The 16,409-nt window shown below is 70.6% G+C and carries 18 protein-coding genes and 1 pseudogene; 16 read left to right on the forward strand and 3 right to left on the reverse strand.

Translation table 11 applies throughout. The features are described from left to right. Nucleotides 1-62 precede the first annotated feature (62 nt). A complete protein-coding gene (locus ACFJGX_RS20000; RefSeq protein WP_382324234.1) occupies nucleotides 63-959 on the reverse strand; it encodes a LysR family transcriptional regulator ArgP in 897 nt (298 codons plus the stop codon). Between the two features lie 72 nt (nucleotides 960-1,031). On the opposite strand from ACFJGX_RS20000, the gene ACFJGX_RS20005 reads away from it, so the two are divergent. The 3 genes from ACFJGX_RS20005 (at nucleotide 1,032) to ACFJGX_RS20015 (ending at nucleotide 2,660) form a co-directional block, all read left to right on the forward strand. Further along, entirely contained in the window at nucleotides 1,032-1,652 is a 621-nt protein-coding gene (locus tag ACFJGX_RS20005; protein WP_382324232.1) for a LysE/ArgO family amino acid transporter, read from the forward strand. Between the two features lie 9 nt (nucleotides 1,653-1,661). Next, nucleotides 1,662-2,303, forward strand: coding sequence for an FMN-binding negative transcriptional regulator (locus tag ACFJGX_RS20010; RefSeq protein ID WP_382324230.1), 642 nt, complete (start codon nucleotides 1,662-1,664; stop codon nucleotides 2,301-2,303). 150 nt (nucleotides 2,304-2,453) lie between these two features. Then, nucleotides 2,454-2,660 (forward strand): DUF1330 domain-containing protein, encoded by a 207-nt coding sequence (locus ACFJGX_RS20015; RefSeq protein WP_382328759.1) that lies wholly within the window; start codon nucleotides 2,454-2,456, stop codon nucleotides 2,658-2,660. Here ACFJGX_RS20015 and ACFJGX_RS20020 read toward each other — a convergent pair. Then, nucleotides 2,602-3,546, reverse strand: coding sequence for a hypothetical protein (locus tag ACFJGX_RS20020; protein ID WP_382326868.1), 945 nt, complete (start codon nucleotides 3,544-3,546; stop codon nucleotides 2,602-2,604). The genes ACFJGX_RS20015 and ACFJGX_RS20020 overlap by 59 nt on opposite strands. 414 nt (nucleotides 3,547-3,960) lie before the next feature. Here ACFJGX_RS20020 and ACFJGX_RS20025 point away from each other — a divergent pair, with 414 nt between their 5' ends. Beyond that, nucleotides 3,961-5,475 (forward strand): ATPase domain-containing protein, encoded by a 1,515-nt coding sequence (locus tag ACFJGX_RS20025; protein WP_382324224.1) that lies wholly within the window; start codon nucleotides 3,961-3,963, stop codon nucleotides 5,473-5,475. On the opposite strand, the gene ACFJGX_RS20030 is transcribed toward ACFJGX_RS20025, so the two are convergent. Beyond that, nucleotides 5,417-5,896, reverse strand: coding sequence for a hypothetical protein (locus ACFJGX_RS20030; protein ID WP_382324223.1), 480 nt, complete (start codon nucleotides 5,894-5,896; stop codon nucleotides 5,417-5,419). The genes ACFJGX_RS20025 and ACFJGX_RS20030 overlap by 59 nt on opposite strands. Nucleotides 5,897-5,994: 98 nt before the next feature. Here ACFJGX_RS20030 and ACFJGX_RS20035 point away from each other — a divergent pair, with 98 nt between their 5' ends. The 12 genes and pseudogenes from ACFJGX_RS20035 (at nucleotide 5,995) to ACFJGX_RS20090 (ending at nucleotide 16,408) form a co-directional block, all read left to right on the forward strand. Then, complete coding sequence (locus tag ACFJGX_RS20035; protein ID WP_382326870.1) at nucleotides 5,995-7,092, forward strand: ATP-binding protein; 1,098 nt, start codon at nucleotides 5,995-5,997, stop codon at nucleotides 7,090-7,092. Nucleotides 7,093-7,102: 10 nt separating this feature from the next. Then, on the forward strand, nucleotides 7,103-8,146 hold the full coding sequence (locus tag ACFJGX_RS20040; protein WP_382324219.1) for a phosphatidylserine/phosphatidylglycerophosphate/cardiolipin synthase family protein: 1,044 nt from the start codon (nucleotides 7,103-7,105) through the stop codon (nucleotides 8,144-8,146). Between the two features lie 60 nt (nucleotides 8,147-8,206). After that, a complete protein-coding gene (locus tag ACFJGX_RS20045) occupies nucleotides 8,207-8,443 on the forward strand; it encodes a hypothetical protein (RefSeq protein ID WP_382324217.1) in 237 nt (78 codons plus the stop codon). 31 nt (nucleotides 8,444-8,474) lie between these two features. Continuing rightward, nucleotides 8,475-9,758 carry a PQQ-dependent sugar dehydrogenase gene (locus ACFJGX_RS20050; RefSeq protein ID WP_382324215.1) on the forward strand — a complete coding sequence of 428 codons (1,284 nt, stop codon included), beginning with the start codon at nucleotides 8,475-8,477 and terminating at the stop codon, nucleotides 9,756-9,758. 20 nt (nucleotides 9,759-9,778) lie between these two features. Continuing rightward, a complete protein-coding gene (locus ACFJGX_RS20055) occupies nucleotides 9,779-11,032 on the forward strand; it encodes a superoxide dismutase family protein (protein ID WP_382326872.1) in 1,254 nt (417 codons plus the stop codon). 7 nt (nucleotides 11,033-11,039) lie between these two features. Further along, a complete protein-coding gene (locus ACFJGX_RS20060; protein ID WP_382326874.1) occupies nucleotides 11,040-11,258 on the forward strand; it encodes a hypothetical protein in 219 nt (72 codons plus the stop codon). Further along, entirely contained in the window at nucleotides 11,249-11,665 is a 417-nt protein-coding gene (locus tag ACFJGX_RS20065; protein ID WP_382326876.1) for a DEAD/DEAH box helicase, read from the forward strand. Before ACFJGX_RS20060 ends, ACFJGX_RS20065 begins: the two co-directional genes overlap by 10 nt. Continuing rightward, nucleotides 11,656-11,811, forward strand: a pseudogene (locus ACFJGX_RS20070) (hypothetical protein); the annotation flags it as partial. The gene ACFJGX_RS20065 and the pseudogene ACFJGX_RS20070, both read left to right, overlap by 10 nt. A 436-nt stretch (nucleotides 11,812-12,247) precedes the next feature. Continuing rightward, entirely contained in the window at nucleotides 12,248-13,720 is a 1,473-nt protein-coding gene (locus ACFJGX_RS20075; RefSeq protein ID WP_382326878.1) for a hypothetical protein, read from the forward strand. Continuing rightward, the gene (gene pdeM / locus ACFJGX_RS20080; RefSeq protein ID WP_382324209.1) at nucleotides 13,713-14,378 is read left to right on the forward strand and encodes a ligase-associated DNA damage response endonuclease PdeM; all 666 of its coding nucleotides are present in this window, start codon (nucleotides 13,713-13,715) and stop codon (nucleotides 14,376-14,378) included. Before ACFJGX_RS20075 ends, pdeM begins: the two co-directional genes overlap by 8 nt. Before the next feature lie 105 nt (nucleotides 14,379-14,483). Next, nucleotides 14,484-15,389: a TauD/TfdA dioxygenase family protein gene (locus ACFJGX_RS20085; protein WP_382328761.1), complete on the forward strand. Its 906-nt coding sequence runs from the start codon at nucleotides 14,484-14,486 to the stop codon at nucleotides 15,387-15,389. 11 nt (nucleotides 15,390-15,400) lie between these two features. Next, complete coding sequence (locus ACFJGX_RS20090; RefSeq protein ID WP_382158706.1) at nucleotides 15,401-16,408, forward strand: ABC transporter substrate-binding protein; 1,008 nt, start codon at nucleotides 15,401-15,403, stop codon at nucleotides 16,406-16,408. Nucleotide 16,409: the final 1 nt, after the last annotated feature.

The raw sequence follows: 16,409 nt of genomic DNA on the forward strand, positions 1-16,409 counted from the left end.
ACCAGTATTGGCCTGGGTGACCAGGTCGTCTGTTGGGTAGCGAACACAGCCCCAGGGGTTGGTCAGTGGGGCAACAGCGCTGCCGCGGCGGCGCGCGTGAGGTGCCGCGTGAGTTCGTCGAGCAAGGTGGAGGCCGCGCGCGCCTGCTGCCAGTGCAACGGCACATCGAGCGGGGTGCCGGGCACCAGTTCAACGAGGTGGCCGGCCTTGAGATGGGCACGCACCATCACCTCGGGCTGCAGGCCCCAGCCCATGCCCGCGAGGGCCGCCGTGACAAACGCATGCGGCGACGGCAAGGTGTGCCGGGGCAGCTCCACGTGCCGGTGGCACTGGCGGCGCGCCCAGCGCGCCTGCAGCTGGTCCTTGGTGTTGAAGACGAGGCTGGGCGCCTTGCCCAGGCTGCCGGCCCCCACGCCCTGGGGAAAGTGGCGCTGCACGAATGCGGGGCTGGCGGTGGCGAGGTAGCGCATGGTGCCCAGCGGGCGGCTGTTGCAGCCCACGGCCGGGCGCGCGGTGGCCGTGACGGCGGCGAGCACCGCGCCGCTGCGCAGCCAGTCCGAGGTGTGGTCTTCGTCGTCCACGGCCACCTGCATGAGCACGGGCGCCTGGGCCGCGAACGCGGCCACGGCGGGGGCGAACCAGGTGGCCAGGCTGTCGGCGTTCACCGCCACGGGCAGCGCCACGCGCGCGACGCCTTCGGGTGCGAGCGCGGGCAGCGTGCCTTGCAGTTCCTGTTCCAGCAGGCTCACGCGGTCCACGTGCTGGCACAGGCGCCGGCCGGTTTCGGTGGCTTCGCAGGGTTGGCCGCGCACCACCAGCGCGCAGCCCACGCGCTCTTCCAGCAGCCGGATGCGCTGCGAGACGGCCGAGGGCGTCACATGGAGCGCGCGCGCGGCGCGCTCGAAGCTGCCTTCGCGCACGACGGCGGCCAGGGCGGACAAGGAGGCGTAGTCCAGCATGATTCAGTTTTGCTTCATCGGATGTAGTGAAGACAGTTTGCCTTCACAACCCCGCACTGGCAATCTCGGGGCATGACGACAACTTTCATTCAAGGCCTGGTGCTGAGCCTGGGCCTGATCGTGGCGATTGGCGCGCAGAACGCGTTTGTGCTGCGGCAGGGCCTGCGCCGGGAGCACGTGGGCAGCGTGGTGCTGTTCTGCGCCGTGGCGGACGCGGTGCTGATCACGGCCGGTGTGCTGGGCATGGCGCAGGCGCTGGGCGAAAGCCCCGGCCTGGCGCGGGCGCTGGCGCTGGCGGGCGCGGCCTTCCTCGCGGTGTACGGCTGGCGGGCCTTGCGGCGCGCGCGCCTGCCGCAGCAGCTGACTGCCGCCGATGGGGGTGAGGGTTTGAGCCGAGGCGCGGCCGTGGCGCAGGCGGCGGCGTTCACGCTGCTCAACCCGCATGTGTACCTGGACACGGTGCTGCTGGTGGGCAGCATCGGCGCCCAGCAGCCGGCCGCGCTGCGCGGCTGGTTCGTGGCCGGGGCGAGCACGGCCAGCCTGTGCTGGTTCGGGCTGCTGGGCTTTGGCGCGCGCTGGCTGGCGCCCTGGTTCGCGCGGCCGCGCGCGTGGCAGGTGCTGGACGGGCTGATCGGCATCACCATGTGGGTGCTCGCGGCGCTGCTGGTGCGCCATGCATTCACCACTTCCTGAGGATGGACCATGTACGTTTCAAAGCACCACGCCCTCGATGACAGCGAGGCGATCTTCGGCCTGGTGGAGGCACACCCGCTGGGCGCCTGGGTGTGCCATACCGCGGGCGGCCTGGTGGCGAACCATGTGCCCTTCTTGCTGGACCGCAGCCGAGGCGAATTCGGCACGCTGGTGGGCCATGTCTCGCGGGCCAACCCGATCTGGCGCGCGCTGGGCGCGGCCGCGCCTTCGGTGGTGATGTTCCAGGGGCCGCAGGCCTACATCTCGCCCGGGTGGTACCCGGGCAAGGCGGCCCACGGCAAGGTCGTGCCCACCTGGAACTACACAGTGGCGCATGCGCACGGCGTCGCGCGCGCGGTGGACGACCGGGACTGGCTGCTGGACATGCTGAACCGGCTCACGGCCACGCACGAGGCCGACCGGCCCGCACCGTGGCGCGTGGACGATGCGCCCGCGGACTACGTCGACCGCATGCTGCGCGCCATCGTCGGGGTGGAGCTGCCCATCCAACGTCTCGAAGGCAAGCTCAAGGCCAGCCAGGACGAAGACCTGCCCGACCGGCTGGGCACCGTGTGCGCCTTGCGAGCGGACCCGAGCGACGAAGCTCAGGCCCTGGCCGGGCTGGTCGAAAAGGCCCTGGGTGGCATGTGAAAAAGACGCGGCCTGTACATTGCGGGCTTCATCCCTGCTCTCAACAACCACACGAGGAAATCACATGCCCAAGGCTTACTGGATCGCACCTACCGTTCGATCAGCGACCCCGCCGCCCTGGCGGAATACGCCAAGCTGGCCGGCCCTGCCATTCAGGCGGCGGGCGGGCGCTTCCTGGCGCGCGGCATGCCCGCGCAGGTGTACGAAGCGGCGGTCCACCAGCGCGCCGTGCTGATCGAATTCGACAGCGTGGCGCAGGCCACCGGGGCGCACGACAGCCCGCAGTACCAGCTGGCGCTCAAGGCCCTGGGCAATGGCGCGGAGCGCGACATCCGCATCGTGGAAGCGGTCGAATAAAAAGCCCTGAGCCGGTCAGTGCGTGAGTTGACGAACGCAGCTGACCGCAGTGGGAACGCCTTTGAACATCCCGGCGGAACCACCACCGGGGGGGCGCGAACGCATGGAACCAGGCGAGGGCCACCGGGCCCACGCTCCATTGCGTGGAACTCCAGCTCGTGGGAAAGCTGACATGGCCGGGCCTGTGCAGCCTCTCCTGCACCGACTCCCCGCTGGTGCATCCGGTGGAAGCGCTGTCGCTGAGCTCGCAGATGGCGGGCAGGTACCAGTCGGCATAGCCATTGATGGTGGCGCGGCAGGCGCCCGCCGCGTAACCCGTCAAGGGAACACCCACATGCTCGGGTGCCGACACGATCCGCTGCGTGTTGCAGGCGCCGTCGAACTTGCCGTTGCAGAAGGGCAGCGGCCCCGCCGAGTTGTCGGTCACGCCGGGGATTTCGAACACGGCGCCGGGCGCGACGTTGTGCTGGCTCCAGTTGTAGAGCGCGGTGCTGTCGCCGGCAATGGCAACCTTGCCGCCGATGCTCGCGCTGGGGGGCGTGGCGTCGTCGAGGGCAAAGACATGACCACCCTGGTAGACGCTGCCGTAGTCAAGCACATGGACCTGAACCGTTGGCGTGTTGGTGTTGCTGCCCCGCACGGCCATGGACACCGGAACCGGCGCCAGGGCACCGGGCGGCGCGCTGGCCACCGCACCGGGCGTGATGGTGATGGTGCACGTGGCGCCGGGTGCCAGCGTGGCGCAGTGGTTGAGGTAGGTGGTGCCCGCCGGGAACACCACCGCCGGATCGACCTCCACCAGCGTCGCGGGGTGGGCACCGGTGTTCACCACGCTGACGCTGCGCGAGGCGCCAGAGACCTTGAGCGCCAGGACGCTGAGGCTCACGCTCAGGGTGGTCGCGGCGGCGGGCGAGGTGAGAACGGGTGGTGGGGGTGGCGGGGGCACGGGCGGCGGGGCTGCCTCGGGAGAGCCTCCGGAACCACCGCCGCAAGCGGTGAGAAGTGCCAACAGATTCAGGACGCAGAATTTCCGATTCGTGATGGCAGACAGCATGGATGGCTAGGGTGATTGGATTTTGTAACTGGCAGTGGACCTTAGCAGTTTCGGTAGTCGTCCTTCGCACGATCAGGCCATGGAAAACCGGCCATTCCGTTGGTATGGCGCCCAATTCAACTTTCGTTTCTTCAAGGCGTTGTCCGGTGGTGCCACCGCCTGATGGGCGCGGTGGCTTGGTGCATCCGGGCGCCTGTGGGAAGATGGGTTAAGCCCCCCTCCCCCCCTCTCTTCACGCGGCCCGCCATGACCCGACCCTCACTGCCTATCGACGACACCACCACCTCCCCGTTGCTGCGCACCGGCGTGCCCGGCCTGGACGACGTGCTCGGTGGCGGATTGACGCCGGGCCGCCTGTACCTGGCCGAGGGTTCGCCGGGTTCGGGCAAGACCACCATCGCGATGCAGTTCCTCATGGAAGGGGTTCGCATGGGTGAGGCCGTGTTGTACGTCACCCTCTCGGAAACCGCCGACGAACTGCAGGGCGTGGCCCGCTCCCACGGCTGGGATCTCAATGGCGTGGAAATCCGCGAGATGCTGCCCGCGCAGGAATCGCTCTCGCCCGAGGAGCAGTACACGGTGTTCCACCCCTCCGAGGTGGAGCTGGGCGAGACGACCATCCGCATCCTGGAGGACGTCAAGCGCATCAACCCTTCCCGGGTGGTGTTCGACTCCCTGTCCGAACTGCGGCTGCTGGCCGGCAATTCGCTGCGGTATCGGCGACAGATCCTGGCGCTCAAGCAGTTCTTCGCGGGGCGCAACTGCACCGTGGTGCTGCTGGACGACATGACCGCCGTGGAACACGACCTGCAGGTGCAGAGCATTTCGCACGCGGTGCTGCGCCTGGAACAGCTCAACCCCGACTACGGCGACGCCCGGCGCCGGCTGGTGGTGCTCAAGTACCGGGGCCAGTCGTTCCGGGGTGGGTACCACGACTACAAGATCACGCGCGGCGGCCTGATCGTCTTTCCCCGGCTGGTGGCGGCCGAACACGTCGAACCCGTGAGCCAGACCAAGATGCCCAGCGGCCTCAAGGAGCTGGACGACCTGCTGGGCGGCGGCATCGAGCGCGGCACCAGCACGCTGCTGGTGGGCGCACCGGGCACCGGCAAGTCCAGCGTGGCGGTGCAGTTCGCCATGGCGGCGGCCGAGCGCGGCGAGTGCACGGCCCTGTTCATCTTCGACGAGAGCATCGCGACCATGCGCACGCGCTCGGAGGGCATGGGTCTGCCGGTGTCCAAACACATGGCGTCGGGCCGCATCCGCGTGCGGCAGATCGATCCGGCCGAACTCTCGCCCGGCGAGTTCGTGCACGAGATCCGGCAGGCGGTCAAAGAACACGGTGCCAGCGTGGTCGTGATCGACAGCCTCAACGGCTACCTCAACGCCATGCCGGACGAGCGTTTCCTCATCGTGCAACTGCACGAGCTGCTCACCTTCCTCGGTCAGGCCGGCGTGCGCACCTTGCTCATCGGCGCGCAGCACGGTTTGATCGGCATGCAGATGCACTCGCCGGTGGACGCGAGCTACCTGGCCGATGCCGTGGTGCTGCTGCGCTACTTCGAGGCCGAGGGCGAGGTGCGGCAGGCGATTTCCGTGATGAAAAAGCGTGGCGGCCAGCACGAGCGCAGCATCCGCAGTTTCAAGATCACTGCAGAGGGGCTGTCCCTCGGCCCGCCCTTGCGCCAGTTCCGCGGCATTCTCACGGGCGTTCCGATTCCCCTGGAAGGCGTGGTCGCACCCGACACGCCCACTGCATGACCGAGGTGTCAACGCGGTCGCACGATGTGCGTGTGCTGCTCAGGATGGTCACGGCGAAGGACGCCGCGATGACCATCCAGCTCCTGGAGCGCGCTGGCATCGCGGCCGAATCCTGCGCGGATGCCGCCGAGTTGGCGAAAGAGATGGCGGTGGGCGCCGGGGCCGTGCTGATCGCGGAGGAGGTCCTGGCCGACCAGGGCTTCGGGCGCGTCATGCTGGCCTTGCGGGCACAGCCCGCCTGGTCCGACATGCCGATCATCGTGCTGGCACGCTCGGGCCTGGATTCGGTGGCGATCACCGAGGCCCTGGAGCAGTTGGCGAACCTCACGGTGCTGGAGCGGCCGATGCGGGTGTCTTCGCTGGTGAGTTCGGTGCGCACGGCGCTGGCCGCGCGCAGGCGGCAGTACCAGCTGAGGACCACGCTGGAAGGCCTGCGCGAGGCGGACCAGCGGAAAACCGAATTCCTGGCGCACGCTCGCGCACGAGCTGCGCAACCCCCTGGCGCCGCTGCGCACGTCCTTGAGCATCCTCACGGAAAAGCAACCGGACGAAGCCACCGCCCAGCGCCTCTACGCCATGATGGACCGGCAGGTGACGCACATGGTGCGGCTGATCGACGACCTCATGGAGGTGTCGCGCATCACGCGCGGCAAGATCGAGTTGCGCCTGGCGCCCATCTCGCTGGACCGTGTGGTGCGCGATGCCGCCGAACTCAGCAAACCCCTGCTCGCGGCGGGCCGCCACGAGCTGGAGCTGGACCTGCCCCCGATGCCCTGCACCGTGCAGGGCGACGGCGTGCGACTGACCCAGGTGTTCGCCAACCTGCTCAACAACGCCGCCAAATTCACCCCGCCGCAAGGCCGCATCGTGGTGAGCCTGCGGTCGGACGGGCGCACCGCGCGCGTGCAGGTCCGCGATTCGGGCGTGGGCATTCCGCCGGCCATGCTGGGCTCGGTGTTCGACATGTTCGTGCAGATCAGCGACACGTCCCGCGTGGCGCAGGGCGGCCTGGGCATCGGTCTCACGCTGGTGCGCAGCCTGGTCGAACTGCATGGCGGGCGGGTGACGGCGAGCAGCCCTGGCGTCAACGAGGGGACCACGATGATGGTCGAACTCCCGTTGGTGTCCGATGAAGCACAGCAGGTGACCGCCGATACCCTGGCGGCCCATCGGCGCGCCGGCCAGGGCCACCGCGTCCTGGTGGTGGACGACAACCGCGACGCGGCCGACTCCCTGGCGGAGCTGCTCGGTCTGATGGGCGCGAGCACCTCGGTGGCCTATGGCGTCGACGAGGCTCTGGCCGCGATGGAGGCGTGTCCACCGACCATCGCGTTCGTCGACATCGGCATGCCCGTGCGCGACGGGTACGAGCTGGCTGGCCTGGTGCGCGCGGACAGCGCGCTGGCCGACACGGTGCTGGTCGCGCTCACCGGCTGGGGACAGGCCACGGACCGCGAACGCATCATGGCCGCGGGCTTCGACCACCACCTCATCAAACCTGCGGACCTTGAACAGCTGACCGAGCTGCTGCGCGACCCGCCGCTGAAGAGGCGGTCGGGAACGCCGCTTGCCCTGGGGGGGCATGAAACAGCCTGCCTTCACGCCATTTGGCCCTGAGCGTGCCTCCGTGGCCGCCACCGACGCGGACGACGAGCCGGGCGAGCGGCTGCTGGAGGGCAACCAGGCCGACCTCTTCGACCACACCGAAGACGTCCGGGCCGCGCTGATCGGCACGCTGGAGCGCGCGGTGGACCACATCAACCTGGACGCCGCGCTGCTGCACACACCCGGGCTGGGCGCCGACATCATCGGCTGCCTGGGCGAACAATGCCGCAAGGGCGTGCGCGTGCAGGTCATCGCGCACACGCTGGACATGGCGCGCGCGACCGACGAGCTCTCTCGCCTGTGCGAGGCGGGCATCACCCTGAACGAAGACCACCCCCGGCGCGGCTGGCGCGGCTGGCTGGACCGCCGTCTGCGCGCCACGCACCGCCAGCTGGCGGTGGTGGATGGCGAGGTAGCCTGGTGCGGGCCGGGCATCCGCTCCCCGGACCTCTGCAGTTTCGGTCCCCACGTGCGGATGCGCGGGCCGGTGGTGCAGCGCCTGCAGCGGCTCTTTCTGGAGGCCTGGCACGCCTCCAGCTCCGCCGCCCGCCTGCCCCAGGCGAACTACTTTCCGCCCTTGATCGCGGTCGGGCGCGCGCACATGGGTCTGTCGGCCGCGCCCGCCACGGGCGGTGTGCCGCTGCAGGCAGGCCACTCCCTCGTCGAGCAGATCGAGAAAGCGCGCGCCCAGGTGTTCGTGAGCATGGTCGAGCGAGCGCCCTCGCGCCGCCTGATGAAGGCCCTGCTCGCGGCGAGCGCCAGCGGCGTGGGTGTGACCGTCGTGGTGCACCGGCATGCGCTGGGTTGGCGGTGGCAGGAACGCTGCGCCGACCTTCTGAGCGTCGGGGCCCGCGTGTACCGTGTGGACGACAGCTGCCCCTTCCCCTGCCACGCCGTCGTGGATCGCCACTGGTCGAGCCTGGCGGTCGACGGGCCGCGCGCCAAGGTGGGCGAAGGCGCCGAGCTGATCGTGATGGACACCGAGTTCGCCGCGTCGCTGGAAGCGGTCTTCCACCAGGCGACGGGGCACGCGGTGCAACTGCACGAAGCGACCGTGCCCGCTTGAAGGCACGGCGCGGGTACGCGCCTTGCCCCCGCCTTTGCACACCAACGGAAAGGACCGACCATGACCCGACTCGAAGACAGCAAGCGCCCCGCCGCCGTGCGGGCCTCCTCGCGCCAGCCCCAGGGCGACTTTGGCCGGGGCCGCGACCACGCGCCGCTGGGCAGCAGCGACGCCCCCCACCTCGAACAGAACCAGCGCGGCGCCTACCGCGACGCGGAAAAGCCCGAAGAAGACCACGCGCCGGCCGAGGTGCCGTACCGCCCCGCGCCCGACAAGCCAGAGCCGAGCGGCGACTGATGCCCCCTGGCGCAACCCTTTGGAGATTTTCATGAACCCTTGGCGCTCCGCCGTGCTGACAGTGACCCTGGGCGGCGCGCTGCCCGCCCTTCTGCTGGCCCCGTCGATGGTCCACGCGCAGCTGCCACCAGGCGATGGCCCCCTCACCACGACGGTGACGGTGCTCGAGCCCAGCCCGGTGAAGTTCCAGGACGAGCTGCTCTCGCGGCTCACGGTGCCGCCGGGTTTCCGCATCACGGTTTTCGCCAAGGACCTGCAGAACGTGCGCTGGCTCCTGCCCATGCCCAATGGCGATGTGTACGCCAGCCGCCGCGAACAGGGCGACGTGCTGCTGCTGCGCGACAGCAACCGCGATGGCACGGTGGATGAGCGAAAGATCGTCGCGCAGAACCTCAAGGCCGCGCACGGCCTGGCGCTGCGGGGCAACCAGCTCTACATCACCGCCGACAAGAAGGTGCTGGTGGCCGACATCCAGCCCGACGGCTCGCTCTCGACCCCGCGCGTGCTCATCGACGACCTGCCCGACGCGGGCCAGCACCCGAACCGCACGCTGGCCTTCGGGCCGGACGGCATGCTCTACATCACCGTGGGCTCCACCTGCAACGACTGCCGCGACGCCAACCCGGAAAACGCCACACTGCTGCGCGCCCTGCCCGATGGCAGCGCGCGCGCCGTGTACGCGAGCGGCCTGCGCAACACCATCGGCTTCGGCTGGCACCCGGGCAGCGGCCTGCTTTACGGCTTCGACCACGGCTCGGACTACCACGGCGACGACACGCCGCCCGAGGAGCTCAACCAGCTGCGGGCCAACAAGCACTACGGCTGGCCGTACTGCTACGGCACCCGCCAACCCGACCCCCAGGTGTTCAACGATCCGCCGGGCACCACCAAGGCCGACTTCTGCCCGGGCACCGAAGCCCCCGTGCTCACCTACACGGCGCACGCCGCCCCGATCGGCTTCGCGTTCTACACCGGCAGCCAGTTCCCGGCGGAGTTCCGCAACGACGCCTTCGTCGCGTTTCGCGGTTCGTGGAACCGCGCCCAGCCCAGCGGCTACCGCGTCGCGCGCGTGCGCTTCGACGCGGCCGGGCGCGCCACCGCGGTGCAGGACTTCGCCACCGGCTGGCTCATGGACACGCCGCCGCCCAGCTTCACGCAAGTGGGCCCGAACGCGCCGCCTTCCGAGCAGAACCGGGCCAGGCGCCCGGCGCAGTTCGGCCGGCTGGCCGGGCTGGCCATGGCGGCCGACGGCTCGCTGCTGGTGGCGGAAGACCAGAACGGGGTGATCTACCGCATCACCCACACCGGCCGTTGAACCCTTTGAAGGATCCCTCCATGCCACGCCATTTGTCTTCCTGTGTGTCGCTCGCCGCCGTCCTTGTGCTGGGCGCCGTGGCGGGCTGCAGGACCACCCCCTCGCCCGCCGATCCGGGCGGGCCCACGCAGAGCGGGCCTGAGCGCCAACCCGCCGTGGCCCAGCTGGTCACGGCCTCGGGCCAGTCAGCGGGCCGGGCCGAGCTCGTGCAGACACCCGCCGGGGTGGAGATCGCCATCACCGTGCAGGGCCTCACACCCGGCCTGCATGGTTTCCACATCCACGCCCACGGCGCCTGCGCCCCGGGACCGGACCCGGCCACAGGCCAGACCGTGGCCTTCGGCGCGGCGGGCTGCCATTTCGACCCTGGCCAGTCGCACAACCATGGGCAGCCGGGGCAACCCGCGCACCAGGCGCACGCCGGTGAACTGCCCAACATCACCGTGGGCGCGGACGGCACGGGATCGCTGCGTTACCTGAACCCCAACGTCACCCTCTCGCGCGGGCCCGACTCGGCGTTCGGCCGCGCGCTGGTGGTGCACCAGAACCCCGACGACCACGCCACCGACCCGGCCGGCAACTCCGGCGCGCGCGTGTTGTGCGGCGTGATCCAGGCGGCCCGGCCCAGTGCCGCGACCGCTCGCACCACCTTCGATGGCGCGAGCGTGTTTCCCGAAGGCATCGCCATCGATCAGCGCACGGGCGATGCCTACGTGGGCTCGACCAACGACGGCAACATCTGGCGCCTGCCAGCGGGCGCGAACAAGGCGGAGCTGTTCCAGGCCGGTGGCGCCGTGGGGCGGCAGGCGGCGTTCGGCATGAAGGTGGACGTGGCCGGGCGCCTGTGGGTGGCGGGCGGGCCGCAGGGCAACGTGGCGGTGATCGACCTCAACACCGGCATGACCGTGGCGCAACCTCAAGAGCCCGAAGGACTCGCACACCTTCCTCAACGACCTGGTGCTCGCGCCCGACAACCATGTCTATGTGACCGACTCGTTCCGCCCCGTGCTGTTCCGCGCCCGGCAGGTGATGGACGGGCCGCCCCTGCTCGACCCCTGGCTGGACCTCTCCACCACGCCCATCCGCTACCAGCCCAACCAGATCAACCTCAACGGCATCGTCGCCTCGCCCGATGGCCGCTGGCTGATGGTGGTGCAGCTGATCACGGGACAGCTCTGGCGCATCGACATCGCCTCCAAGGCGGTCACGCCGGTGGCGGTGGACGGCGGCGACCTGCGCTACGGCGACGGCCTGGCGCTGCGGGGGGCGAATGAACTCTACGTGGTGCGCAACCAGGCCAACGAGGTCGCCCGGCTCACCCTCAGCGACGACTGGAGCCGCGCGCGCGTGACGCAGCGCATCGCCGAGCCTGGCTTCAACTTCCCCACCACCGCCGCCGTGGGCCCGCGCGGGCTGATGGTGGTGAACGCGCAGCTGGACAAGGTGAAGCAGCCGCCGCCGTTGCTGCCGTTCGACGTCCTGACGATCGGGTGGCCCTGACCCAGCGGGTTCCGGTTGCTCGCGCCCGCGCGGCGGACGCGGCGCTGCTCGCGTGGTTCGCTGCCCAGGGTTGGTCCCCCGCCCCCTTCCAGCGGCAGGTGTGGCGCCATTGGCAGCGCGGAGAGTCGGGCCTGCTCGTCACGCCCACCGGCAGCGGCAAGACCTTGGCGGCGCTGGGCGGCGCCTTGCTCGACGGCCTGCGCGAGGCGGCCCCCGCGTCCCCCACCTCGCGCCTGCGCCTGCTCTGGGTGACGCCGCTGCGCGCGCTGCGCCACCGACACCACCCAGGCCCTGAGCGCGCCACTGGAAGCCCTGGGCCTGCCCTGGACGGTGCGCCAAGCGCACGGGCGACGCCAGCTCGCGCGACCGGCGCCTGGCCCGCCAGGGCCTGGCCGAGGTGCTGGTGATCACGCCCGAGTCGCTGGCCCTGATGCTGTCCTATCCCGAGACGGTGGCCCTGCTCGCGGGGCTGCGGGGCGTGATCGTGGACGAGTGGCACGAGCTGCTGGGCAACAAGCGCGGCGTGCTGCTGCAACTCACGCTGGCGCGCATCCGCGCGCTGGCGCCCACGGCCGTGACCTGGGGCCTCTCGGCCACGCTGGGCAACCTGGACGAGGCGCGCGACGTGCTGCTGCCGCACCGGCCCGGCGCGCCGGTGGTGCGCGGCGCGCGGCGCCGGGGCCTGGTGCTCCAGACGCTGCTGCCCGAGCACGGCGAGCGCTTCGCCTGGGCCGGCCACCTGGGCCTGTCGCAGCTGGAGCGGGTGATGCAGCTGATTGCCGGCGCGCGCAGCGCCATTCTGTTCACCAACACGCGCGCGCAGGCCGAGCTGTGGCACCGCGCGCTGTCGTCGATCTGGCTGGAAGCGCCGGGCACCCTGGCCCTGCACCACGGCTCGCTGGACACGGCACTGCGCCTGGCCGCCGAGCAGGGCTTGCGCGACGGCAGCGTGCGTTGCGTGGTGCGCAACCTCCAGCCTGGACCTGGGCGTGGACTTTCCCGCCGTGGAGCTGGTGATGCAGGTGGGCAGCCCCAAGGGCCTGGCGCGCCTGCTGCAGCGCGCCGGCCGCGCCAACCACCGGCCCGGCGAGGCCGGCGTGGTCCACGGCGTGCCCACGCACGCGCTGGAACTGGCCGAGTTCGCCGCCGCACGCAAAGCCATCGCGGCCGGGGAGATCGAGGCCCGGCGGCCGCCACGCCTGTCGCTGGACGTGCTGTCGCAGCACTGCGTGACGCTGGCGCTGGGCGGCGGCTTCGAGCCGGACGCGCTGCTCGCCGAGGTGCGCGGCACACACGCCTTCGCCGCCTTGAGCGACACGCAATGGGCCGGCGTGCTGCGCTTCATCGAACGCGGCGGCCAGGCGCTGGAGAACTACCCCGACTTCCACCGCGCCGTGCGCGGCGACGACGGCGTGTACCGCGTGACGGACCGGCGCGTGGCGCTGCGCCACCGGCTCTCCATCGGCACCATCACGGCCGACGGCGCGGTGGCGGTGCGCTTTCTGCGCGGCGCCTCGCTGGGTTCGGTGGAGGAGAGCTTCATCAGCCGGCTGCGCCCGCGCGACCGTTTCCAGTTCGCCGGCCGCACGCTGGAGCTGGTGGCGGTGGACCAGATGACGGCCTACGTGCGCATGGCCAAAGGCCTGAGCGCCGCCGTGCCGCGCTGGCAGGGTGGGCGCATGCCGCTGTCCACCGAACTGGGCGCGGCCATGGAGTCGGTGCTCGACGGCCCGCGCGACAGCCCGGAACTGCGCGCCCTGGCCCCCTTGCTGGACCTGCAGGCGCGTGTCTCGGCCCTGCCCACGCCGCGGACCCTGTTGGTGGAGACGGTGCGCACGCGTGGGCGCGCGTCGCTGTTCGTCTACCCCTTCGCCGGGCGCACCGTGCACGAAGGCATGGCCGCGCTGTTTGCCCTGCGCTGGGGGCGCCTGGCGCCCAACACCTTCCTGTACGCGGTCAACGACTACGGCTTCGTGCTCAACGCCTCGCAGCCCACGCCGGTGGACCCGGACCTCATCGCCCGGCTGCTCGCACCGGCGGATCTGCTGGACGACCTGCACGAAGGCCTGAACCTCACCGAGATGGCGCGCCGCCAGTTCCGCGAGATCGCGCGCGTGGCCGGCATGCTGGTGCCTTCGCTGCCCGGCGGCGCGCAGCGCAGCGCGCGGCAACTGCAGGCTTCCAGCGGCCTGCTGTTCGACGTGCTCCAGCGCTACGACCCCGATCACCTGCTGCTGGCCCAGGCGGTGCGCGAGGTGTTCGAGGCGCAGATGGACGTGCAGGCCCTCACGGCCGCGTTCAAGCGCTGCGCGGCGCGCACGATCGATCTGCGCCAGCCCCGCACGCTGACCCCGCTGTCGTTTCCGCTGTGGGCGGAGACGGTGCGCGGCGAGCTGAGCACGGAAGACTGGTCGGCCCGGGTGCGGCGCGCGGCCGAGCAACTGCAGGCGCGCCATGGCTGAGGCCATCGACCTGGTGCTGGCCGGCGAGCCCGTTCGCCTGTTCGCCGACCGCGCGCTGTACTGGCCGGCGCGGCGGCGCCTGCTGGTGGCCGACGTGCACCTGGGCAAGGACGACGCGTTCCGCGCCGCCGGCATCGCCCTGCCCACCGGCGGCACGCGCCACGACCTGGAGCGACTGACGGCGCTCATCGAACGCAGCGGCGCGGATTCGCTGTGGGTGCTGGGCGACCTGCTGCATGGCCCGCGCGTGGATGCGCGCTGGCGCGAGGAATGGGCGCGCTTTCGCGCTCGCCACGCGGGCGTGCGCATGCTGCTGGTGGAGGGCAATCACGACCGCGCGGCGGCGCGCGCGGGGCTGGACATCGAGCACCGCCGCGAACCCGTGGACGACGGCCCGTTCGGCTTCGCGCACGCTCCGCGCCCCGCACCCGAAACCACCGGTGCCCGGTTCGTCGTCTGCGGCCATGTGCACCCGGTGGTGAGCGTGCCGGGCTTCCGGGGCCGGTTTCCGGCCTTCGCCCTGACGGAACGGCAGCTGGTGCTGCCCGCCTTCTCCCTCTTCACCGGCGGCTGGCTGGTGCGGGAGGCGCAGGCGCGCTTCGCCTGCATGGGTCCGCAGCTGCTGGACATGGGGCCCACACCCACCCGGAATCGGTAAAAACGTCGGTCAGATTCACCAGGGGGCGGCGGTTTTTCCCTCCACCGGGTGCCGATATCCGTTTTCCGCATATCGCTGCTCGATAAGGATCGTTCCCTGCGCGCGATGGGCTGCCTAGCATGGGCGGACCATGATTCTTGTAGAGCTTCCCCCGTGCGGCAGGACTTTCACATCCAGCCCCTGAGCGACGCGCTCGGCGCCGAGGTGCTGGGCCTGGACCTCGCCGCGCCCCTGTCCGACGAGGATTTCGCCCGCCTGCACCGCGCCCACCTCAGGCACCACGTGCTGGTGTTCCGCGACCAGCGCATCACCCCCGCGCAACAGGTCGCCTTCAGCGCGCGCTGGGGCCCGCTGCAGCGCCATGTGCTGCACCAGTTCGCCCACCCCGAACAGCCCGAGGTGCTGATCGTCAGCAACATCGTGGAGAACGGCAAACCCATCGGCCTGGGCGATGCGGGTGTGTTCTGGCACTCGGACCTGTCGTACAAGGAGCGGCCCAGCCTGGGCTCCTTCCTGCACGCGCAGGAACTGCCCGCCGAGGGCGGTGACACCCTGTTCGCCAACCAGCACCTGGCCTGGGACGAACTGCCCGAGCGGCTGCGCGGCGCGGTGCAGGGCGAGCGCGCCGAGCACAGCTACCTCAAGGTGTACGCCGAGCTGCAACGCCGCAGCCCCTGGCGGCCCAACCTCTCGCCCGAGCAGATCGCCGCCGTGCCCACCGTGAGCCACCCCATCGTGCGCACGCACCCGGAAACCGGCCGCCAGGCGCTGTTCGTCAGCGAACACTTCACCACCCGCGTGGTCGGCCTGCCCGACGACGAAAGCGAGGCGCTGCTGCAGGCCCTGTACGCCCACAGCACGCAGGAGCGCTACATCTACCGCCACCGCTGGCTGCCAGGCGACATGGTGTTCTGGGACAACCGCTCGGTGCTGCACCTGGCCGCGGGTTGCCCGCCCGACCAGCGCCGCCGCCTGTTCCGCACCACGATCGAAGGCCACGTGCCGTTCTAGAAGGAAACACCATGAAAAAACACACGTTCATCCACGGCCTGCTGGCCGCCGCGCTGACCGCTGGCGCGTCGTTCGCGGCCCACGCCGAAGGCCAGATCCGCATCGCCCAGCAGTTCGGCGTGGTCTACCTGCTGCTCAACGTGGCGGAAGAACAGAAACTGATCGAGAAACACGGCAAGGCCGCCGGGCTGGACGTGAAGGTGGAATTCGTGCGCCTCTCGGGCGGCAGCGCGGTCAACGACGCGCTGCTCTCGGGCCAGATCGACATCGCCGGCGCGGGCGTGGGCCCGCTGCTGACCATCTGGGACCGCACCAAGGACAAGCAGAACGTGCGCGGCGTCGCCTCGCTGGGCAACTTCCCGTATTACCTGGTGAGCAACAACCCGGCCGTGAAGACGATTGCCGACTTCAGCGACAAGGACCGCATCGCCCTGCCCGCCGTGGGCGTGTCGGTGCAGTCGCGCGTGCTGCAGCTGGCCTCGGCCCAGCGCTGGGGCAACGACCAGTACAACAAGCTCGACAAGCTGCAGGTGGCCGTGCCCCACCCGGACGCGACGGCCGCGATCATCAAGGGCGGCACCGAGATCACGGCGCACTTCGGCAACCCGCCGTTCCAGAACCAGGCGCTGGCCGGCAACCCGAACGCGCGCATCGTGCTCAACAGCTACGACGTGCTCGGCGGCCCCTCGTCGGCCACGGTGCTGTACGCGACCGAGAAATTCCGCAACGACAACCCCAAGACCTACCGCGCCTTCACCGCCGCGCTGCAGGAAGCCGCGCAGTACATCACCGCCAACCCCGAGGGCGCGGCCGACATCTACCTGCGCACCGGCCAGGGCGCGATCGACCGCCAGCTGCTGCTCTCCATCATCAAGAACCCCGAAGTGCAGTTCAAGCTCGCGCCGCAGAACACCTTCAAGCTCGCGACCTTCATGCACGGCATCGGCGCGATCAAGAACAAGCCCGCCTCGGCGAAGGACTACTTCTTCGACGACGCCCACAGCGCGGCCGCGAACTGAC

The sequence above is a fragment of the Hydrogenophaga sp. UC242_50 genome (assembly GCF_042697355.1).
In the GTDB taxonomy this organism is placed as follows: Bacteria; Pseudomonadota; Gammaproteobacteria; order Burkholderiales; family Burkholderiaceae_C; genus Hydrogenophaga.

Bases quoted from the DNA above. Each gene is read 5' to 3' on its own strand.
- ACFJGX_RS20000 (WP_382324234.1), bottom strand. From the start codon at position 959: ATGCTGGACTACGCCTCCTTGTCCGCCCTGGCCGCCGTCGTGCGCGAA.
- ACFJGX_RS20005 (WP_382324232.1), top strand. From the start codon at position 1,032: ATGACGACAACTTTCATTCAAGGCCTGGTGCTGAGCCTGGGCCTGATC.
- ACFJGX_RS20010 (WP_382324230.1), top strand. From the start codon at position 1,662: ATGTACGTTTCAAAGCACCACGCCCTCGATGACAGCGAGGCGATCTTC.
- ACFJGX_RS20025 (WP_382324224.1), top strand. From the start codon at position 3,961: ATGACCCGACCCTCACTGCCTATCGACGACACCACCACCTCCCCGTTG.
- ACFJGX_RS20045 (WP_382324217.1), top strand. From the start codon at position 8,207: ATGACCCGACTCGAAGACAGCAAGCGCCCCGCCGCCGTGCGGGCCTCC.
- ACFJGX_RS20050 (WP_382324215.1), top strand. From the start codon at position 8,475: ATGAACCCTTGGCGCTCCGCCGTGCTGACAGTGACCCTGGGCGGCGCG.
- ACFJGX_RS20055 (WP_382326872.1), top strand. From the start codon at position 9,779: ATGCCACGCCATTTGTCTTCCTGTGTGTCGCTCGCCGCCGTCCTTGTG.
- pdeM (WP_382324209.1), top strand. From the start codon at position 13,713: ATGGCTGAGGCCATCGACCTGGTGCTGGCCGGCGAGCCCGTTCGCCTG.
- ACFJGX_RS20085 (WP_382328761.1), top strand. From the start codon at position 14,484: ATGGGCTGCCTAGCATGGGCGGACCATGATTCTTGTAGAGCTTCCCCC.
- ACFJGX_RS20090 (WP_382158706.1), top strand. From the start codon at position 15,401: ATGAAAAAACACACGTTCATCCACGGCCTGCTGGCCGCCGCGCTGACC.